General features: G+C 27.9%; 19 protein-coding genes and 1 riboswitch. Of the genes, 2 read left to right on the forward strand and 17 right to left on the reverse strand.

Annotation, left to right across the window (positions count from 1 at the left end; translation table 11 throughout):
- Positions 1-96: 96 nt before the first annotated feature.
- The gene (gene pcp / locus BUA70_RS11980) at positions 97-738 is read left to right on the forward strand and encodes a pyroglutamyl-peptidase I (RefSeq protein WP_072897594.1); all 642 of its coding nucleotides are present in this window, start codon (positions 97-99) and stop codon (positions 736-738) included.
- A gap of 94 nt (positions 739-832) precedes the next feature.
- Here pcp and BUA70_RS11985 read toward each other — a convergent pair whose 3' ends face one another.
- The 13 genes from BUA70_RS11985 to groES all read right to left on the reverse strand — a co-directional run bounded on the left by BUA70_RS11985 (position 833) and on the right by groES (position 15,231).
- Positions 833-1,270 (reverse strand): YaiI/YqxD family protein, encoded by a 438-nt coding sequence (locus tag BUA70_RS11985; RefSeq protein ID WP_072897596.1) that lies wholly within the window; start codon positions 1,268-1,270, stop codon positions 833-835.
- Positions 1,271-1,275: 5 nt separating this feature from the next.
- Complete coding sequence (locus tag BUA70_RS11990; RefSeq protein WP_072897598.1) at positions 1,276-2,625, reverse strand: glucose-6-phosphate isomerase; 1,350 nt, start codon at positions 2,623-2,625, stop codon at positions 1,276-1,278.
- 89 nt (positions 2,626-2,714) lie between these two features.
- Positions 2,715-2,921, reverse strand: coding sequence for a hypothetical protein (locus BUA70_RS11995; RefSeq protein WP_072897600.1), 207 nt, complete (start codon positions 2,919-2,921; stop codon positions 2,715-2,717).
- Between the two features lie 261 nt (positions 2,922-3,182).
- Positions 3,183-4,154 carry an ABC transporter ATP-binding protein gene (locus tag BUA70_RS12000; protein WP_072897603.1) on the reverse strand — a complete coding sequence of 324 codons (972 nt, stop codon included), beginning with the start codon at positions 4,152-4,154 and terminating at the stop codon, positions 3,183-3,185.
- A gap of 1 nt (position 4,155) precedes the next feature.
- The gene (locus tag BUA70_RS12005) at positions 4,156-5,133 is read right to left on the reverse strand and encodes an ABC transporter ATP-binding protein (RefSeq protein WP_072897606.1); all 978 of its coding nucleotides are present in this window, start codon (positions 5,131-5,133) and stop codon (positions 4,156-4,158) included.
- Between the two features lie 15 nt (positions 5,134-5,148).
- Positions 5,149-6,063 (reverse strand): oligopeptide ABC transporter permease, encoded by a 915-nt coding sequence (gene opp4C / locus BUA70_RS12010; protein WP_072897608.1) that lies wholly within the window; start codon positions 6,061-6,063, stop codon positions 5,149-5,151.
- Positions 6,064-6,075: 12 nt separating this feature from the next.
- Positions 6,076-7,041 (reverse strand): ABC transporter permease, encoded by a 966-nt coding sequence (locus BUA70_RS12015; protein ID WP_072897610.1) that lies wholly within the window; start codon positions 7,039-7,041, stop codon positions 6,076-6,078.
- Positions 7,042-8,439: 1,398 nt separating this feature from the next.
- Positions 8,440-9,972 (reverse strand): glutamine-hydrolyzing GMP synthase, encoded by a 1,533-nt coding sequence (guaA, locus tag BUA70_RS12020; protein ID WP_072897612.1) that lies wholly within the window; start codon positions 9,970-9,972, stop codon positions 8,440-8,442.
- Between the two features lie 41 nt (positions 9,973-10,013).
- Entirely contained in the window at positions 10,014-11,468 is a 1,455-nt protein-coding gene (guaB, locus tag BUA70_RS12025) for an IMP dehydrogenase (protein ID WP_072897614.1), read from the reverse strand.
- A 131-nt stretch (positions 11,469-11,599) separates the two neighbouring features.
- Positions 11,600-11,697: riboswitch (purine riboswitch) on the reverse strand.
- 151 nt (positions 11,698-11,848) lie between these two features.
- Entirely contained in the window at positions 11,849-12,241 is a 393-nt protein-coding gene (locus BUA70_RS12030; protein WP_072897616.1) for a type II secretion system protein, read from the reverse strand.
- A gap of 61 nt (positions 12,242-12,302) precedes the next feature.
- Positions 12,303-13,040 carry a prepilin peptidase gene (locus tag BUA70_RS12035; RefSeq protein ID WP_072897618.1) on the reverse strand — a complete coding sequence of 246 codons (738 nt, stop codon included), beginning with the start codon at positions 13,038-13,040 and terminating at the stop codon, positions 12,303-12,305.
- A 261-nt stretch (positions 13,041-13,301) separates the two neighbouring features.
- The gene (gene groL / locus BUA70_RS12040; RefSeq protein ID WP_072897620.1) at positions 13,302-14,927 is read right to left on the reverse strand and encodes a chaperonin GroEL; all 1,626 of its coding nucleotides are present in this window, start codon (positions 14,925-14,927) and stop codon (positions 13,302-13,304) included.
- Between the two features lie 19 nt (positions 14,928-14,946).
- Positions 14,947-15,231 (reverse strand): co-chaperone GroES, encoded by a 285-nt coding sequence (gene groES, locus BUA70_RS12045; protein ID WP_072897622.1) that lies wholly within the window; start codon positions 15,229-15,231, stop codon positions 14,947-14,949.
- Between the two features lie 406 nt (positions 15,232-15,637).
- On the opposite strand from groES, the gene BUA70_RS13400 reads away from it, so the two are divergent.
- Positions 15,638-16,231 carry a TIGR01906 family membrane protein gene (locus tag BUA70_RS13400; RefSeq protein WP_423236776.1) on the forward strand — a complete coding sequence of 198 codons (594 nt, stop codon included), beginning with the start codon at positions 15,638-15,640 and terminating at the stop codon, positions 16,229-16,231.
- A 117-nt stretch (positions 16,232-16,348) separates the two neighbouring features.
- On the opposite strand, the gene BUA70_RS12055 is transcribed toward BUA70_RS13400, so the two are convergent.
- The 4 genes from BUA70_RS12055 to BUA70_RS12070 form a co-directional block, all read right to left on the reverse strand.
- Positions 16,349-17,839 carry a 4Fe-4S dicluster domain-containing protein gene (locus tag BUA70_RS12055; RefSeq protein WP_072897626.1) on the reverse strand — a complete coding sequence of 497 codons (1,491 nt, stop codon included), beginning with the start codon at positions 17,837-17,839 and terminating at the stop codon, positions 16,349-16,351.
- Positions 17,840-18,092: 253 nt separating this feature from the next.
- Positions 18,093-19,034, reverse strand: coding sequence for a DNA-3-methyladenine glycosylase family protein (locus BUA70_RS12060; RefSeq protein WP_072897628.1), 942 nt, complete (start codon positions 19,032-19,034; stop codon positions 18,093-18,095).
- 9 nt (positions 19,035-19,043) lie between these two features.
- The gene (locus BUA70_RS12065; protein WP_072897631.1) at positions 19,044-19,457 is read right to left on the reverse strand and encodes a C-GCAxxG-C-C family (seleno)protein; all 414 of its coding nucleotides are present in this window, start codon (positions 19,455-19,457) and stop codon (positions 19,044-19,046) included.
- Positions 19,458-19,683: 226 nt separating this feature from the next.
- On the reverse strand, positions 19,684-19,950 hold a 267-nt coding region (locus BUA70_RS12070), incomplete at its 5' end, for an FAD-dependent oxidoreductase (protein ID WP_159429653.1).

The raw sequence follows: 19,950 nt of genomic DNA on the forward strand, positions 1-19,950 counted from the left end.
CTTAAAAATATAGTAGTTTATATATTTATATAATAAATTTTATAAATTTAATTTATAATAAATATAAAAACTACTATATTTTTAAGGAGGTTTATTATGAATGTTTTAATAACAGGCTTCGAACCATTTGGTGGAGAAAATATTAATCCTTCTCTAGAAGCAATAAACAAATTAAATGATAATTTATTTAATTGCAAAATAGTAAAGTTAAAGATTCCAACTGTATTTTATAAGTCAATAAGAGTTCTAGAAAATGCTATAAAAAAATATAATCCTGATGTAGTCATATGTATTGGACAAGCAGCTGGAAGAAGTGATATAACCCTAGAAAGAGTTGCTATAAATATAAACGATGCTTCAATAGAAGATAATGAAAATAATAAACCTATAGATTGTTTCATTTTTGAAGATGGAGAAAATGCTTATTTTTCTACACTACCTATAAAGTCTATAGTTAATGAAATTAGAAATAATAACATTCCTGCCTCTATTTCTAATTCTGCCGGTACCTTTGTTTGTAATCATTTAATGTATGGATTATTATATTTAATAAATAAAAAATATAATAATATTAAAGGTGGCTTCATGCACATTCCTTGTTTACCATCTCAAGCAATTAATAAAAAAGGTATGCCTTCTATGGATATTTTAAATATAGTTAACGCTTTAGAAATTGCAATTAAAATTTCTATTACCTGTACTAATGATGTAAAAATTTCTGAAGGTTCTATATGCTAATTTATAACTTATTGTTTAAAATATTATAAATTAAAATTTACAAAAAATAGGAGCTTATAAAATATGCTCCTATTTTTGTATTTATTTTTTGTATTCATTCTTTATTATTTATTAATTTTCTTAAATTGCTTTCTAGTCTGATATCATCTTCTACTCGTCGTTTCTTATGAGTACCAGTTTTTTTACCTGCTCTTCTAGCTTTACCAGCAATATGTCTTTCAAAAAGCAATCTATCTATATTATCTTCATTATAAATATATCCCTTGGGATTTATAGCATAAACCCCTTTTCCCAAAGCCATTGCTGCCACACCATAATCTTGAGTAATTATTATATCTCTTGATTTAGCATTATTTATTAGATACATATCCACACTTTGAAAACCACTATCAACAACAACAACTTTGCTATAGTCAGATTGAATATAATGACTTAAATCACAATATATTGTAACTTCAATATTATTTTCCATTGCAACTTTTTCTATTATATGCTTTCCAGGACATGCATCTCCATCAACTAATATTTTCATATTAATTAAAGTCTTTTTTCAAGTTCAGCTTTCATATCTTCATAGCCTGGCTTTCCTAATAAAGCAAACATGTTCTTTTTGTAAGCTTCAACACCTGGTTGATTAAATGGATTAATTCCTAAAAGATATCCACTAATTCCACATGCCTTCTCAAAGAAATATACCATATATCCAAAGTAATATGGACTTATTTCTGGAACATTAATTACTATATTAGGAACTCCACCATCATTATGAGCTAAAGTAGTTCCTTGGAAAGCTTTTTTATTTACAAAATCCATAGTCTTACCTGCTAAGAAGTTTAATCCATCTATATTTTCTTTTGATTCTTTTATTGTCATTTCATATTTAGGTTTTTCTATATTTATTACTGTTTCAAATATATTTCTTAAACCTTCTTGAATATATTGTCCCATTGAGTGAAGATCAGTTGAAAAATCAGCTGCTGATGGATATATTCCTTTTCCATCTTTTCCTTCTGATTCCCCATATAGTTGTTTCCACCATTCTGAGAAGAAATGTAATGATGGTTCATAATTAACTACTATTTCTGTAGTTTTTCCTTTTCTATATAAACAATTTCTTATAACAGCATATTTATAACAGTCATTTTCCATTAGATTTGAATTTGAGTAAGCTTCTCTTGAATCTGCTGCTCCCCTCATCATCTCATCTATATTTATTCCAGCTACTGCTATTGGTAATAATCCTACTGCTGTTAATACTGAGAATCTTCCTCCAACATCATCAGGAATTACAAAAGTTTCGTATCCCTCTTCATCTGCTAAAGTTTTTAATGCTCCCTTTGATTTATCAGTTGTTGCATAAATTCTCTTCTTAGCCTCTTCTTTTCCATATTTATTTTCCATATATTCTTTAAATATTCTAAAAGCTATAGCTGGCTCAGTTGTTGTACCAGATTTTGATATAACATTAACACTTATATCTTTTCCTTCTATAGCTTGTAATAATTCATACATATATGTTGAACTAATATTATTTCCAACATAGAATATTGCTGGAGTCTTTCTCTTATCTTTTTCTAATACATTATAGAAATTGTTTGTTAACATTTCTATAGCTGCTCTAGCACCTAAATATGATCCACCTATTCCAATTACTATTAATGCTTCTGAATCACTTTGTATCTTTTCAGCAGCTTTTTTTATTCTAGCAAACTCATCTTTATCATAGTTAACTGGTAGATCAACCCATCCTAAAAAGTCTGATCCTGCTCCAGTTTTTTTGTGTACCATATCGTGAGCTGTTTTTACCATATGGTCCATACATTCAATTTCATGCTCTTTAACAAAATTAGATACTTTTGTTAAATCTAAACTTAATCCCTTACTCATAATAAATTCCTCCTTATTTTAATGCCATCAAATTTATATTAGCCTTTATTATATAAGGTTAATTTGCCCTTTAAATATTAATTAAATACTTACGCAAGCCAAAACTTAGTCATAAGCCATAATATAAATCCAAATACAGCTAGTCCTATAAATATCATTGGAAATATAATAGCATATTGAGCTAACATTATAGCTACCATATCTTTAAACTTTGGCTTTTCCATATTTCTTATATCATTTAACAATTCCTTATCTTTTTTTATACGCTCTTCTTCTCTATCATCAAATCTGAACAAAGATTTCACCTCTTTTATAATAAAAATATAAGGATATTTTGTTAGTTGTATTATACCATAATTAATATTATTTTTATAACAACAAACTGTTAATTTGTTAAGTAATACAAATTATTTTGTGTTTATGTTTAAAAATAACATCATTTAATAGGCATATAGTTATTAATATCCTTAATATACACTTATAATTAAAGACACTATCAAACTATTTTTAGCTTTGATAGTGTCTTTTTGTTATATAAAATTTATCCTAATCATTATTTATTTAACTAAATGACATGCTACCCAATGTTCATTTCCTACATTTTTATAAATAGGTTGTTCCTTTGCACATTTTTCCGTAGCATAAGGACATCTAGTATGGAACTTACATCCTGCCGGTGGATTGGCAGGACTTGGTATATCTCCTGATAATATTATTCTATCTCTTTTTAAGGTTGGATCTGGAATTGGAACTGCTGATAATAACGCCTTTGTATATGGATGTAATGGGTTATCATAAAGCTCATGCTTAGGTGCAAGTTCTACTAAACTTCCAAGATACATAACTCCAACTCTATGAGAAATATGTTTAACAACACTTAAATCGTGAGATATAAATAAATATGAAAATCCTTGTTCCTCTTGAAGCTCACAAAGTAAATTTATTATTTGAGATTGTATTGAAACATCTAGAGCTGAAACTGGTTCATCAGCTACTATAAAACTTGGATTTAATACCAATGCTCTAGCTATACCAATTCTTTGTCTTTGCCCTCCAGAGAATTCATGTGGATATCTTTTCATATGATATTTAGCAAGTCCACATCTTGTTATTGTTTCAGTAACTTTTTCAATAACATTTGATTTTGTGCAAATTCCATGATCTATTAAAGCTTCTCCAACAAGCTCTCCAACAGAAAGCCTAGGATTTAATGAACTATACGGATCCTGGAAAATCATTTGCATTTTTGGTCTTAAAGCTCTTAACTCTTTTTTATTTAATTTATATATATCTTTCCCTTCAAAAATAACATTACCTTCGGTTTTTTCAAGTAATCTTAAAACTGTTCTACCAGTTGTTGATTTACCACAACCAGACTCTCCAACCAGTCCAAGGGTTTCTCCCTTTTTTAGTTCAAAAGAAACATCATCTACAGCTTTAACATTTCCAACTGTTTTAGAAAATACTCCAGCTTTAATAGGAAAATATTTTTTCAGATTTTCTACCTTTAAAATTACTTCATCTGCCATACTATTTTCCCTCCTCATAAAGCCAACATGCTACCTTATGTCTTTTATTTACATTTATAAGCTGCGGCTGTTTTTCTTTACATTTTTCCATGCACTTTTCACATCTTGAACTAAAATAACAATTTTCTGGCATACCTATTGGATTAGGTACTTGTCCAGGTATTGAGTAAAGTCTATCTGTTGCTTGATTTAAAATAGGCTTTGACTTTAACAGTCCCTTTGTATATGGATGCATTGGATTTTTAAATAATTCATCAACAGGAGCTTCTTCTATTATTTTTCCAGCATACATAACTACAACATAATCTGCCATTTCAGCAACAACCCCAAGGTCATGAGTTATAAGCATTATTGAAGTATTTAGCTTCTTTTTAATATCTCTCATAAGATCAAGGATTTGAGCTTGAATAGTTACATCTAAAGCAGTTGTTGGTTCATCTGCTATTAGAAGTTTTGGATTACAACAAATAGCCATAGCTATCATTATTCTTTGTCTCATACCTCCAGATAATTCATGAGGATAACACTGTACTATTTCCTCAGCTCTTGGAATTCCTATTATCTTAAGTACATCTATAGCCTTTTTTAAGGCATCTTGTTTTGAAAGTTTTTGATGGAGAATAATTGCTTCACAAATTTGGTCCCCAACTTTAAATACCGGATTTAATGAAGTCATAGGTTCTTGGAATATAACAGAAACTTCATTTCCTCTTATATTTCTCATTTCTTCTTCAGGTATTTTTAATACATCCCTACCATCTAAAAAGATTTCTCCACCTACTATTTTTCCTGGAGGATTTGGTATAAGTCTCATAAGAGACATTGCAGTAACTGATTTACCACAACCTGACTCTCCAACAACACATACCGTTTCCCCCTCTTTTATTTTAAAACTAACATCGTTAACTGCTTTTACAACTCCTTCTCCTGTATAGAAGTAAGTTTTTAAGTTTTTAAATTCAACTAAATTTTTAGTCATTATTTTCACTCCCTCCTATACCTTAAGTTTAGGATCTAAAGCATCTCTCAATCCGTCACCAAATAAGTTAATAGCCATTACTGTTAAGAAAATACAAACTCCAGGCGGTACCCAAAGCCATGGTTGAAATTGTAATGCATATTGATCTTGAGCTGCTTGTATCATATTTCCCCAAGTTGGTGTTGGTGGCGTAACTCCTAAGCCTAAGAAACTTAATCCTGATTCTGTCATGATGGCTCCACCTACTCCTAATGTAGCTGAAACTATTATTGAAGCAAGTGTATTTGGTAATAAGTGAACAAACATCTTTCTTTTATCTCTAAGTCCAAGTGCTTCAGCAGCTTGCATAAATTCTTGTTCTCTTAAAGATAATATTTGACCTCTTACCAAACGACATAATCCAGGCCAACCTACTATACCAATTATAAACATAACCACATATATTCTAAATTGTGGTTCTACTTTTAAATCTGACATTATTGCTCCTAGCATTATTAATAGTGGTAAGAATGGGAAGCACATTAATATATCAACAAATCTCATTATTACTGTATCTATCCATCCACCATAATATCCTGCAACTATTCCTAAAACACTACCAATTAAAACTTGTATTACAACTGCCACAACACCTACTGATAGTGATATTCTTCCACCATACATAAGTCTTGCTAAAACGTCTCTTCCTACTTGGTCTGTACCTAAAGGATGTTTAGCTGATGGTGCTTGTAATGAATTGGTTAAATTAGTAGTTTCCCAACTTTGTGAATAAACCATAGGGCCTACAACTGCTATAACAATTAATACTATTAGTATAATTAATCCTGACATTGCAAGCTTATTTTTTTTAAGTCTTCTCCAAGCTATGACCCATGGACTTTCTATAACTTCTTTTTTAGGTTTATTTATATTTTTACTCTTATCACTCATCTACTACACCTCCTACTTCAATCTAATTCTTGGGTCTACTAATGCATAAGCTACATCAGCTAACATGTTACCTATAAGTGTTAATAATGCAAGTAACATATTTGTACCCATTAGAAGGTAATAGTCTCTATTATTTACTGCTGCAAGTTGAACAGGACCTATACCTGGCCAGTTAAATATTGTTTCAGTTAAAGTTGCTCCTGAAAACAATCCAGGTATTGAAAATCCAAGTAAAGTTACTACTGGAATTAAAGCATTTCTAAGAGCATGCTTATAAATAACAACTCTTTCTGATAGTCCTTTTGCCCTTGCTGTTCTTATATAATCTTGTCTTATAACTTCAAGCATACTTGAACGAGTATATCTCATCCATCCAGCAACACTACCAAGTGTTAAAACAATTAATGGTAATGCCATATGTTTCATAACATCAACAACATGTTTAAATCCTGTATAGTCTGCCCCTGCTGTAACCATTCCGGAAAATGGTAGTATCTTCAAGTCAACTCCTATCCATTTAATCAATAGAAGTCCAAAGAAGAATGACGGCATTGAAATTCCTATCAATGCAAAAACTGTAAATACTTTATCAAAGATAGAATACTGTTTTGTAGCAGATACTATACCTATTGGTACAGCTATCAAAACTCCTAATATCAATGATACTGCCCCTAATAAAAATGAATTTGGTATGAAATCTTTCATGACTTGTGATACTGGTTTTTTGTAGTAAAATGATTCCCCAAAGCTACCTTCTGTCACGACTCCTTTTAGCCAATAATAATATTGTACTGGTTTAGGTTCATCTAAATGATACATAGATCTTAGTTCTGCTTTTCTTTCAGCACTCATATGAGGATCCATATTATTGGAAATAGCATCTCCTGGTGCTAGAGCAAAGATTAAAAACAGAATTAATGATATACCAATTATTGTAGGTATCATTTGAAGAACTCTTCTTGTAATATACTGTCTCATCGTACCCCCCCTAAATTTGTTTTAGTCTAAAAAAATTTAGACTATTTATTTGCTTATTGCTTTTAATTTATTATTAGACCTTTTAATTTTTTTAATTAAAGAGTCCTTTTGCCTATTATATTTAAAGTTATATCAAACTAAATATATATTCAATTTAAAATTAAGAATAAATATATACAATTAATCTTAAATTTAGAAAATTATAGATATACACTTTAAAAAATATTTTGTAATAACTAATATTTTTTAATATATTGCCCCAACTAAAAATATTAGTTACTCTTATGTTTATTTTTATATTTATTTTTTATGTTATTATTTTTAATATCGTTAATTTAGTTTTTTGGTAAAATTTAATATAACAGAAAAGTGAAATTTATCGTTTTATTTTTTTCACATGTTAATTATTAACTTGGTATTTTTTTGATTAATTATTAAAAAGAAAATTTTGTCATTTATTTTTATTTTATTAATAATTATATATCCTATTAAAGATTTTGTAAATATAGAGTTTTATTAATAACTTAATATATAAAAGATTTTACCGATTACATATTTAACTCATTTTTGGATAAATATTGAATATTATTAAGCTGTAAAATTACTATCTCTCCTTATCTCTTTCCATTATTGTTAGTTAAAAAATTTCAAAAATTACAAGTTTATTTATGCTTTTATTCATAGAATAATTTTTAACGTTAAATATATTATTAATTATTAATTTAATAATATAGTTTTAGCCTTTGTATAATTATATTTTTACTTTCTACTAACTCATAAAAAAATAGAGTAAATTTATTAAATTATCTTTAATATTTATAAAAATATTTATTATTTATAAATATTTAAATTTAGCCACATATCTCTATGGTAATTAGTTAATTCTTATAATATTTATTTATGTTAAAATACTAAGAATTATTTTAAATTATTGTATAAAATTTATATTTTTTAATTTTAAAAAGTTAGGTCTTAAAAAGTTATTTATTTTAAATTTATTTTCTTATTATTTTAATATATTCATATATAGCTTTAATAAACTTTATAATAATAAACTATTTATTGATTATAATTAAATATATCACTTCTCTTCTTTTCATTAAGTAAATATTAAAATCTAATAGGTTTATATCTTATTTTCATAAAAACTCATAATAAAAAATAATCTTAAAATATTTATAAAGTAAATACTTTTTTAAAACATCTCTAAAATATAGATTTAATATACTCTTATAATAAATTAAATTCACAGTCTCACTAATAATTTAAATATAATTATTTAAACTCCGTTAAAAATAAAAAGAAGGTATAGATTGTCTTACTAAATTTGTACAATCTATACCTTCTTTAAATTAATATGTTTAATCTTTAAACATAATGTTTTTACTTAAATTATTTTTATTCCCACTCAATAGTTGCTGGTGGCTTAGAAGTTACATCATAAACAATTCTGTTTACTCCTTTAACTTCATTTACTATTCTTCTTGAAACTTTATCTATAATTTCATATGGTATGTGCGCCCAGTTTGAAGTCATTCCATCTGATGAAGTTACTGCTCTTAAGGCTATTGTGTGACAATATGTTCTTTCATCTCCCATTACACCAACACTTCTTATATCTGGTAATACAGCAAAGTATTGCCATATAGAACTTTCTAATCCTGCTTTAGCTATTTCATCTCTAAATATCCAGTCAGCTTCTTTTACAATATCTAGCTTTTCTTCTGTGATTTCACCTAAAACTCTAATAGCAAGACCAGGTCCTGGGAATGGCTGTCTCCAAACTAAGTTATGAGGAATTCCAAGCTCCTCTCCAACAGCTCTTACTTCGTCCTTAAATAATTCTCTTAATGGCTCTATAAGTGAAAACTCCATATCTTCTGGAAGTCCACCTACGTTATGATGACTCTTTATAACTGCTGAAGTTCCTGTTCCACTTTCAACAACATCTGGATATATAGTACCTTGTACTAGGTATGCTATATCTCCTAATTTATTTGCCTCTTCTTCGAATACTCTTATAAATTCTTCCCCGATGATTTTTCTTTTTCTCTCAGGATCACTAACACCTTTTAACTTTGCAAGAAATCTTTCTTGAGCATTAACTCTTATAAGGTTCATATCAAAACCTTCCTTGAATATTTTCTCAACCTGATCTCCTTCATCTTTTCTTAAAAGACCGTGATCAACAAATATACATGTTAATTGCTTTCCTATTGCTTTATGAACTAAAACTGCTGCAACTGATGAATCAACACCACCAGATAATGCACAAATAACTTTTTTATCTCCAACTAAATCTTTTATTTCTTTAATTTTTTCTTCTGCAAAAGATGCCATTGTCCATGATTTTTCTAATCCACAGATATTATATAAGAAATTCTTAAGCATAGTTTTTCCGAATGGAGTATGTTCTACTTCTGGGTGGAATTGAACTCCATAAAGTTTTTTATCTTCATTTTCCATTGCTGCAATAGGACATACTTCTGTATGTGCCACTATTTTAAATCCTTCTGGAGCACTTTCTACATAATCAGTATGACTCATCCAGCATAGCTCTTCTGTATTTATTCCTTCAAATAATTTTGATGTATTATTAATCTTTATTTGAGTTTTTCCGTATTCTCTTACTGGAGCTGTTGCAACTTTACCTCCTAGAGTATGAGCCATTAACTGATCTCCATAGCATATTCCAAGTACTGGAACACCTAATGAAAATATTTCTTCATCTACCTTTGGAGTGTCCTCTCCATAAACACTGTTTGGACCTCCAGTAAATATTATTCCCTTAGGATTTTTTTTCTTTATATTTTCTATTGAATAATTATATGGTATTATCTCACAATAAACACCAAACTCTCTAACTCTTCTTGCAATAAGTTGATTGTATTGACCGCCAAAATCTACAACTAAAACTAAATCCTTTTTCATATTTCCCTCCAACTTTTATTCTAAAGTTTCTTAAAATTTAATTATTGATTTACACTATAATTTGGTGCTTCTTTAGTAATATTAATATCATGTGGATGGCTTTCTCTTAATCCTGATGATGTTTGAACAACAAACTTAGCATTTTCATATAAATCTTCAAAAGTTCTTGCTCCTAAATATCCCATTCCTGATCTTATTCCACCTAATAATTGATATATAGTATCTGATATAAATCCTTTATAAGCAATTCTTCCTTCTACGCCTTCTGGAACTAACTTTTTATTTCCTTCTTGGAAATATCTATCTTTACTTCCATGCTCCATTGCACCTAATGAACCCATACCTCTATATACTTTATAACTTCTACCTTGATATATTTCAGTTTCCCCTGGTGCTTCTTCACAACCTGCAAATAATGATCCCATCATAGCAGTTGATGCCCCTGCTGCTAAAGCCTTTACTATGTCACCTGAATATTTTATACCACCATCTGCTATAACTGGTACTCCATGCTTTCTTCCTTCTTCTGCACAGTCCATTACAGCAGTTAATTGTGGAACTCCAACTCCTGCTACAACTCTTGTTGTACATATTGATCCTGGTCCTATTCCTACTTTTACACAATCTGCTCCAGCTTCTATTAAATCTCTAGTTGCTTCTGCTGTAGCTACATTTCCTGCTATTATTTGTAATTCTGGATATAAAGATTTAATTTTTCTAACTGCATCTAATACACCTTGTGAATGTCCATGAGCTGTATCTATAGTTACAACGTCAACTTGAACATCTACTAAAGCTTTTACTCTATCTAACATATCAGCAGTAACACCTAAAGCTGCCCCACATAAAAGTCTGCCCTTAGAATCTTTAGCTGCATTTGGGAAAATTTTTGCTTTTTCTATATCTTTTATTGTTATTAAGCCTTTTAACATACCATCTTTATCTACTAATGGTAATTTCTCTATTTTATGCTCTTTTAATAACTCTTTAGCTTCTTCTATAGTAGTTCCTTCTTCAGCAGTTATTAAAGGCATTTTTGTCATAACTTCTTTTATAGATTTATTATAATCTGTTTCAAAGACAATGTCTCTATTTGTTATTATTCCAACTAATTTTCCATTATTAGTTACAGGAACTCCTGAGATTCTATATTGTGACATTAAATTAAGTGCATCTTTGATTAAATGATCTTCTGAAAGGTATATAGGATCTGTAATTACTCCGTTTTCTTGTCTTTTTACTTTATCTACTTCTTTTGCTTGAGCTTCTATAGACATGTTTTTGTGTATTATTCCTATACCACCTTCTCTAGCCATAGCAATAGCCATTTTAGATTCCGTTACAGTGTCCATTCCAGCACTAAGTAGTGGTATATTTAATTTTATTTTCTTTGTTAATTGAGTATTTAATTGAACCTCTCTTGGTAAAACCTCTGATTTATTTGGTACTAAAAGAACATCATCAAAAGTATATGCTGTTTTCCATATTATTGCCATTTACAATTCCCCCTACAAATTTATTTTGAGTATAAAAAAAAGCATATTAACTTCTTATGTATAGTGAAGTTAATATGCTATATGCACAAATTAGATTATAATATGTAAATATAATCTTAATAATTATGAATATAGTATATCACATCACTCATAGTCAGGACTTTACGGCTCCCGGTAGATACTCCCTGCCTTATTCAGGGTATATACGAGTAAATTTTTTATTTCTTAAATGTCTTTCCTTAAATTAATTTATACCTATTATAATGTATGGTAATTTTGTTGTCAATGAAACTTTCAAAATTTTATTGAAATAAAAAAATTACTGAAATTAATTTTTCTTCACCCTTTTCATTATGCAGGTAATCTTTCTTTTTTCTGTTTTAAATAGCTTTTTTATCAATATCTACATTAACAGTCTCATCATTACTTATAATAATTTTATATGAAGCACTACTATCTGTAGCAGGGTTTTTCACCTCTTTTAATGCAGATTTTAAATGTTCTTTTTCTTTTTCATCAGTTATTCCTTGAATTTCTTTCGTATTAGCATTATAAGTTATTGTCTTTTCAGATCCTTCTATACTTTCATCTGCTAAAAGCATTATTACCGTTCTTTTTATAGTTTCACAAGTTTGATTATCTGCTTTTTCTTTAGATTTATTCTTTATATTTGTAAAATTAGGAATAGCCACCGAAGATATTACAGCCATAACTGCTAATACTACTATTAGCTCTACTAAAGTAAAGCCTTTATTTTTATTTAATTTTTTCAAATTTTATCCTCCTTATATTTTAAATTAATTAATCTATAAATACTTTTAAATATTTATGAATTTAAAAATATATTTCTAGTAAATAATCTTTAAATAAAATTACTAGAATAGTAGACAATGCTATAAATGGTCCTAATGGAATATATTCATTTCTTTTAACCTTTTTTAAAAGTAAAAATAAAATAATTATAGCTCCTGTTAAAATAAAAGTTATAAGAGGCAAAATAATAGATAATCTTACTCCTAAAAATAAACCAATTATAAAAAATATCTCTATATCTCCATAACCCATATTTCCTTTTGAAAGCAAATATATAGTATAGATAAATAATCCACTAATTATCCCTCCAAATATATAGTCTAAAATATTTATATTATAAAAAGTCTTCTCTAAAATAATAAATAAAATGGAAATTAAACCAGATATTATGATTGTGTTCTTATATACATATTGAGTATTATAATCTATAGTTCCTATAAGAATTAATAAAGCTCCCAAAACTGAGTACTTTAAAAAATATAAATTTAATCCATACTTTATATAAATAAATAAGAATACCAACGCCGTTATACCTTCTATAATTGGATATTTAATACTTATTTTACTATTGCAACTTCTACATAATCCTTTTAAATTTATATAACTTATAATAGGAATTAAATCCCTTTTCTTTATTTTTTCATTACAAAAAGGGCAATAGGAACTAGGATAAATTATAGATTTATCTTTAGAAATTCTGTATATACAAACATTTAAAAAACTTCCTATAAAAAGTCCTAACAATAAAATTATTATCATATATTTCCTCTCTATTTATTATTTATTTTTTTACATATTAATATTAAATTTTTACCTCGATTATATTACTGTCCACTTTTAAAATTTAATATACTTATATTACAAATAAAACTCTCTATAAATATTATTTATTTCTATATTTTATATGTTAGTTATATAATTCAATATTTTTAATATATAGGCTTTTATTATTAAAATAAAAAAAAACTGTATAGAACTTATAATAAGTTCTATACAGTTTATATCTATATATTTTTAATTTTAATACATTCCATCCATTCCCATTCCTGGTGCTTGTGGCATTGCAGGAGTTTTTTCTGGAATATCAGCAACTGCTGATTCAGTTGTTAAGAATGTTGATGCTACAGATGCTGCATTTTGAAGTGCTGATCTTGTAACCTTAGTTGGATCTACTATACCTGCTTTTATCATGTTTTTATAATCACCATTTAGTGCATCATATCCAACACCAACTTCACTATTCTTTACTTTTTCTATTATAACTGAACCTTCTAAACCTGCATTTATAGCGATTTGTCTCATAGGCTCTTCTAATGCTCTTACTATTATATTTATACCTATTTCAGTGTCTGCTACATTTGAAGTTAATTTAGAAACTTCATTTATAACATTAACATAAGCAGTTCCACCACCTGGAACAATTCCTTCTTCAACAGCTGCTTTTGTTGCTGCTAAAGCATCTTCTATTCTTAATTTTCTTTCTTTAAGTTCTGTTTCTGTTGCAGCTCCAACCTTAACAACAGCAACTCCACCAGCAAGTTTTGCTAATCTTTCTTGAAGTTTTTCTTTATCAAATTCTGAAGTTGATTCTTCTAATTGAGTTTTTATTTGGTGAATTCTATTTTTAATTTCTTGCTTATCACCTTTACCATTTACTATTGTTGTGTTATCTTTAGTTATTTTAACACTTTCTGCTCTACCAAGCATATCCATTGTAGTATCTTTTAATTCTCTACCTAATTCTTCTGAAACTACTGTACCGCCTGTTAATATAGCTATATCTTGAAGCATTTCTTTTCTTCTATCTCCAAAACCTGGTGCTTTAACAGCAACACAAGTAAATGTTCCTCTCAATTTATTAACAACTAATGTAGCTAATGCTTCACCTTCTATATCTTCTGCTATAATTAATAGCTTTTTACCAGCTTGAACTATTTGCTCTAGAACTGGAAGTATTTCTTGTATACTACCTATCTTTTTATCTGTAATTAATATATATGCATCATCTAAGCTAGCTTCCATCTTTTCAGTATCAGTTACCATATATGGTGATAAATATCCTCTATCAAATTGCATACCTTCAACAACATCTAATTCTGTACCCATAGTTTTTGACTCTTCTACAGTAATTACGCCTTCATTGCCTACTTTTTCCATAGCATCTGCAATTAATTTACCTATTTCCTCATCAGCTGCTGATATAGCTGCAACTCTTGCTATATCTTCTTTACCATTTACAGGTTTTGAAACCTTTTTAATTTCTTCTACAGCTTTATCTACAGCTAATCTTATACCGTTTCTTATAAGTATAGGATTTGCTCCTGCAGTTACGTTTTTTAATCCTTCTCTAATTATAGCTTGTGCTAATAATGTAGCTGTTGTTGTACCATCTCCTGCAACATCATTAGTTTTAGTTGCTACCTCTTTAACTAATTGAGCCCCCATATTTTCAAATGGATCTTCAAGCTCTATTTCTCTTGCTATTGAAACTCCATCATTAGTTATTAATGGTGAACCAAACTTTTTATCTAATACAACATTTCTTCCTTTAGGTCCTAAAGTTACCTTTACTGTATCAGCTAATTTATCAACACCTGCTTGCATACTTCTTCTAGCTTCTTCACCAAATTTAATTTGTTTTGCCATAATAATCTACCTCCCCAAATTATTCTACTATCGCTAAAATATCGTCTTGTTTTAGAATTACATATTCTTCTCCATCAAGTTTTACATCTGTTCCAGCATACTTTGAGAATAATACTTTATCTGAAACCTTTACTTCCATTTCAATTCTTTTTCCATCAACTATTGCTCCAGGTCCTACAGCAACTACTTCTGCTTCCTGCGGTCTCTCCTTTGCACTTCCTGTTAAAACTATTCCACTTTTTGTTTTCTCTTCAGCCTCTAATCTTTTAATAACTACTCTGTCAGCTAATGGTTTTATTCTCATTTTAACCCCTCCTTAAGTATTATATATATTAAAATTAATTTTTTCTATTTGTTAGCACTCTGTACTATTGAGTGCTAATACAATTATTATAATAGTAAATCAATAATAATATTTCAAATCACTAAATCAACTTAAAACTTAATAAAACTTGTAAATACTTTAAATATTTCGAATTATTTTGTATTTACTCATTTTTTCTAATTATATTTAATCTTTACATTATTATAGTATTAATTAATTTTCAATAGAAAGTTTTATAAAAAATTTTTCTGTCAATAATTTCATTATAAGCAATGCTTTAATATTATATCCGAAAGTCGAGGTGAATATTATGAAATATTTTAAAATTAAATATAACTTTTTTCTTTCATTTTTATATTATGCTGCATCATCTTTATTATTATTTATGTTATCTTTGTACTCTTTTATAAAATTTACCTTAGTCTTTACCCCTATATATAAAATATCTATAAAATTATTTTCCTTAGAAAAGATTTCAAACCTAAACTTTAATACAATATTAAATGAATATAACTCTCTCATTAATTATATACTTTTTCCACAAAATAAATCACTACACTTTAATAATTTTTCAATATCTAATACAGGATATTATCATTTTGAGGAAGTAAAAACTTTATTTAATAATATTAGTATATTAATTGTGACCTTTTCTTTTATTTTATTGATTTTTATAGTTTTAAATGAATTATTTTTTAAATTTAACTCACTTAAAATATTAAATTATACTGCTAATACCATCTTTCTTTTAGTTTTTCTTTTAGTAATATCCTCAGCAAAATTTCATAGTTTTTTTAACTTCATGCATAAAATAATCTTTAATAATGACTATTGGCTATTTGATCCTAAAACAGATCCTATAATAAACGTTTTGCCTGAAGAATTTTTTCTTATTAATGTTTTATTTATTTTATTACTATTACTATTAGAAGGGATATTTTTAAAGTTTATTTATAAAAAATATAGTAGTAAACTTTAAATAATTTTAACTTAAATATAGTATTTAAGTTAATCGCTTTAATATATGTATTTAATTAACAATACATCTTATAAAAAAGGCCATCTCTAAAAGTTGAGATGGCCATATTTTTTAATTTTATTTTTCTAATTCAATATCTTTAAATTGTTCAATTTTTTCATTTGATAATACTGTTTTTCTTGAAGCGCTAGAATTAGCCTTATTAAATGCAGCTTTAGCTTTCATTGAAGTTCCAATTACACCTGCACCATTAATGCAACCACCATCACACATCATTCCTTCAATGAAGTTTCCTGGTAATTTACCAACCTTTGCAAGTGTCATCATCTTTTTAAGCTCTAAACCACAAGCTTTAACCGGTTTAAATTCTATCTTAACATCTTTTTCTTTCACATAGTTTTGAATTGCTGCAGTTAATCCACCACTAGCACCAAAACCTCTACCAAATATTGAAGCATCATCTACTTCAACACTTTCACAATTTTTAATATCTACATCAAAAGCATCTAATAATGCTATTAACTCTTCAAAAGTTATAACATAATCTACTGAATCCTTAACTTTAGGATTCATAATTTCACTCTTTTTAGCTGTACATGGTCCTATAAATACAACTTTTGCATTAGGATCATTAGCTTTTATTAATCTACCAGTTGCTACCATAGGTGAAACTGTTCCAGAAATTCTTTCAACTTGATCTGGATATTTTTTCTCTACAAATGAAAGGAATCCAGGACAACATGAATTAGTCATGTACTTATCTCCTTTTTCCATTCTTTCTACAAACTCATTGCTTTCATGTACGGTAACAGCATCAGCTCCGCAAGCTGCCTCTACCATATCTTTAAAGCCTAACTTAATAATTGCATCTTTTATTTGTCCATAATTTACAGTCATTCCAAATTGACCTGCTATAGCAGGTGCAACTACTGCATAAATGTTTTCTCCTGAAGCTAATGATTTAGTTACAGGAACAATTGAGCTTTTATCTGATATTGCACCAAAAGGACATGCACCCATACATCTTCCACAGTTTACACAATCTTCTTCCTTTATAACTGCTCTTCTATCATCTGGATCTATATCTAAAGCTCCAGTTGGACAAGATACCTTACAAGGTCTCATAACCTCTGATATAGCATCATATGGACAAGCCTTTTTACACATACCACATTCTTTACAAGTTTCTTGGTTTATATAAGCTCTTCCATTTATATATGTTATGGCATTTACTGCACAAGCTTCTTTACACTTATGGGCTAAACATCCTCTACATGCTTCTGTAACAACAAATTTATTTATTGGACATCTATCGCAAGCAGCTCCTATTACATATATTATTTGTTCACTATCTTTTATATCGATAAGTTTTTCATCAGCTCTATCACCATCTGCTAGGTATCCCGCAGCTAATTTTGCTCTTTCCTCAACTATTGCTCTTTCCTTATAAACACAACATCTATATTGTGCTTTGTCCCCTGAAATTATTTCATATGGAACTTTTTCTAATGAGTCTAAATTTAATCTGTCTTCCTTAGCTAAAATAGCTACATTTTTCAAAACTTCATGTTTCAACTTCTTAAGTTGGGTTTCAAATTGGAAATCCATGGTTAAACACTCTCCTAAACACTATATTTTAAACATTCAAGGCAAATTGATTCATATTAATTATACCACGTATATGTTAACTAATTAACAAATTTCCAATTATCTAAATTTTCAGAAATATTTACTATTTTCTACATTTTTTTCTTTTACTTATAAATATAGATTTTATAAGTAAATAACCTAAAAAATAGATTTTTTTTATTTTATTATATTAATTATACTTTTTTATATGTTTTGTTTAGGAGATTAATTACTAAAGTTTTATATTATTTTCTCTTGCATAATAAAATAAATATTGTTGAGCAAACCCTGAAAGCTCTCCAAACTTTTCCCTTCCAAATACTCTAATCTTATTAAGAGATACATCTGGTGCCAAATAAAAATGCTCCATTGCCCTTTTTACCCAAACATCTACTGGAAAAGCCGAATACTTTCTCATTGAAAATAACATAATACAATCTGAAACTTTAGCTCCTACCCCCATAAATTCTTGAAGAGCTTTGTGGCAATCATCATCATTCATATCACAAATTTTTAAAAGATTATACTTTAATAATTCATTTTGATTGTCATTTAAATCTTTAATATCTTTAATATCTTTTAACAAATTATTACAACTATAAACCTTATCCACCGTATCTAAAATATATTTGCTTCTAAAAGAAGCTCCTGTATCTTTAATCTCATCTAAAGTAGCTTTATGAAAATCTTCTACTGCTGGAAATGTATAATACTCTTTTCCTTTATAAGCTATTTTGGTTCCCCATTTTTCACTTATTTTGTTTATAGTTTTAGATATTACTGGAATACTATTTCTTGCTGATATTATAAATGATATTAATATTTCAAAAGGTTCTTGTTTTAATATTCTTATACCATATCCATATTCCACAGCTTTTTTTAAAAGTTCATCCTTAGAAAGTTCTTCTTTTATAGATGAGTAATCTCTTTTTAGATCAAAATAATCTATCCATATATTATTAAAATCTTCTTTATTGGTATTATATAAAGTAATTTCATCATCATTTTGTTCTAATTCTATAACTTTTCCCAATGCTACACCTATATAATTTCCATTTTCTTGTCTTTTCCATCTAAAACATTGACCACATTCAAATGTTTGTTTTATATTAAAATTTTTTGTTCCTTTCAAAACAACCCTATCTTCAAAGTACTCTATATTTTTAAAATCCATTTTCATCACCTATCTTATATTATTTTCCCTATTAATAATATCACTTAATATTTCTGCAGATATTTCCATCATATGTAAACATCTCTCTTTTCCATTATCTTTATATTTTGCTTTTAGTTTATCACATTTATTCTCTTTCAATTCTTTATTAAATTTTTCTATAAATTCTTTTGTAAGTTCTTTTACTTTTGGGCTCTTATGTGCTTTTTTCTCTGTAAAAATTATTCCTATAACCGCTATAGAACCAGTTATAGCACCGCATATATCTTCTATTGCCATCCCCCCACCAAAGGCAGCCATAGTTTTAAATGTTTCAGTATGTAAATTTAAATTATACTCTTCATTTGCTGCATATAACATAGTTTCTGCACAATTAAGATCATAATCTTTACTATAATATTTTTTAACTTTATCTAATAACATTGCGTCCTCCAAGAAATTTTAATATGTAATATTTAATATTATATAATATATTTTATCTTACAAAAAGGAAATTTGAAAATTTTAATAAAAAAGGTACTTTTAAACCAAATAATCTTTTATCATTTATTTGATTTAAAGTACCATTAAATTTTAATTTATAATTTTATTTAAACTTTAAATATTTATTAGTTATTATATAAAAAATAATAGTTCACCCTTTAAAAAGTTATTTATTCCTTAAATATTCATCAATAGCTACAGCAGCTTTTTTACCAGCTCCCATTGCTAATATAACAGTGGCAGCTCCTGTGACTGCATCCCCACCAGCATAAACACCTTCTCTTGTAGTTAATCCATTGTCATCAGCTACTATACATCTCCATTTATTTACCTCAAGACCTTTAGTTGTTGATGAAATTAATGGGTTTGGTGATGTTCCAAGAGACATTATTACAGTATCTACATCCATTATAAATTCAGAACCTTCTATAAC

Origin of the sequence: Clostridium fallax (assembly GCF_900129365.1) — a bacterium.
Taxonomy (GTDB): Bacteria; Bacillota; Clostridia; order Clostridiales; family Clostridiaceae; genus Clostridium_AH; species Clostridium_AH fallax.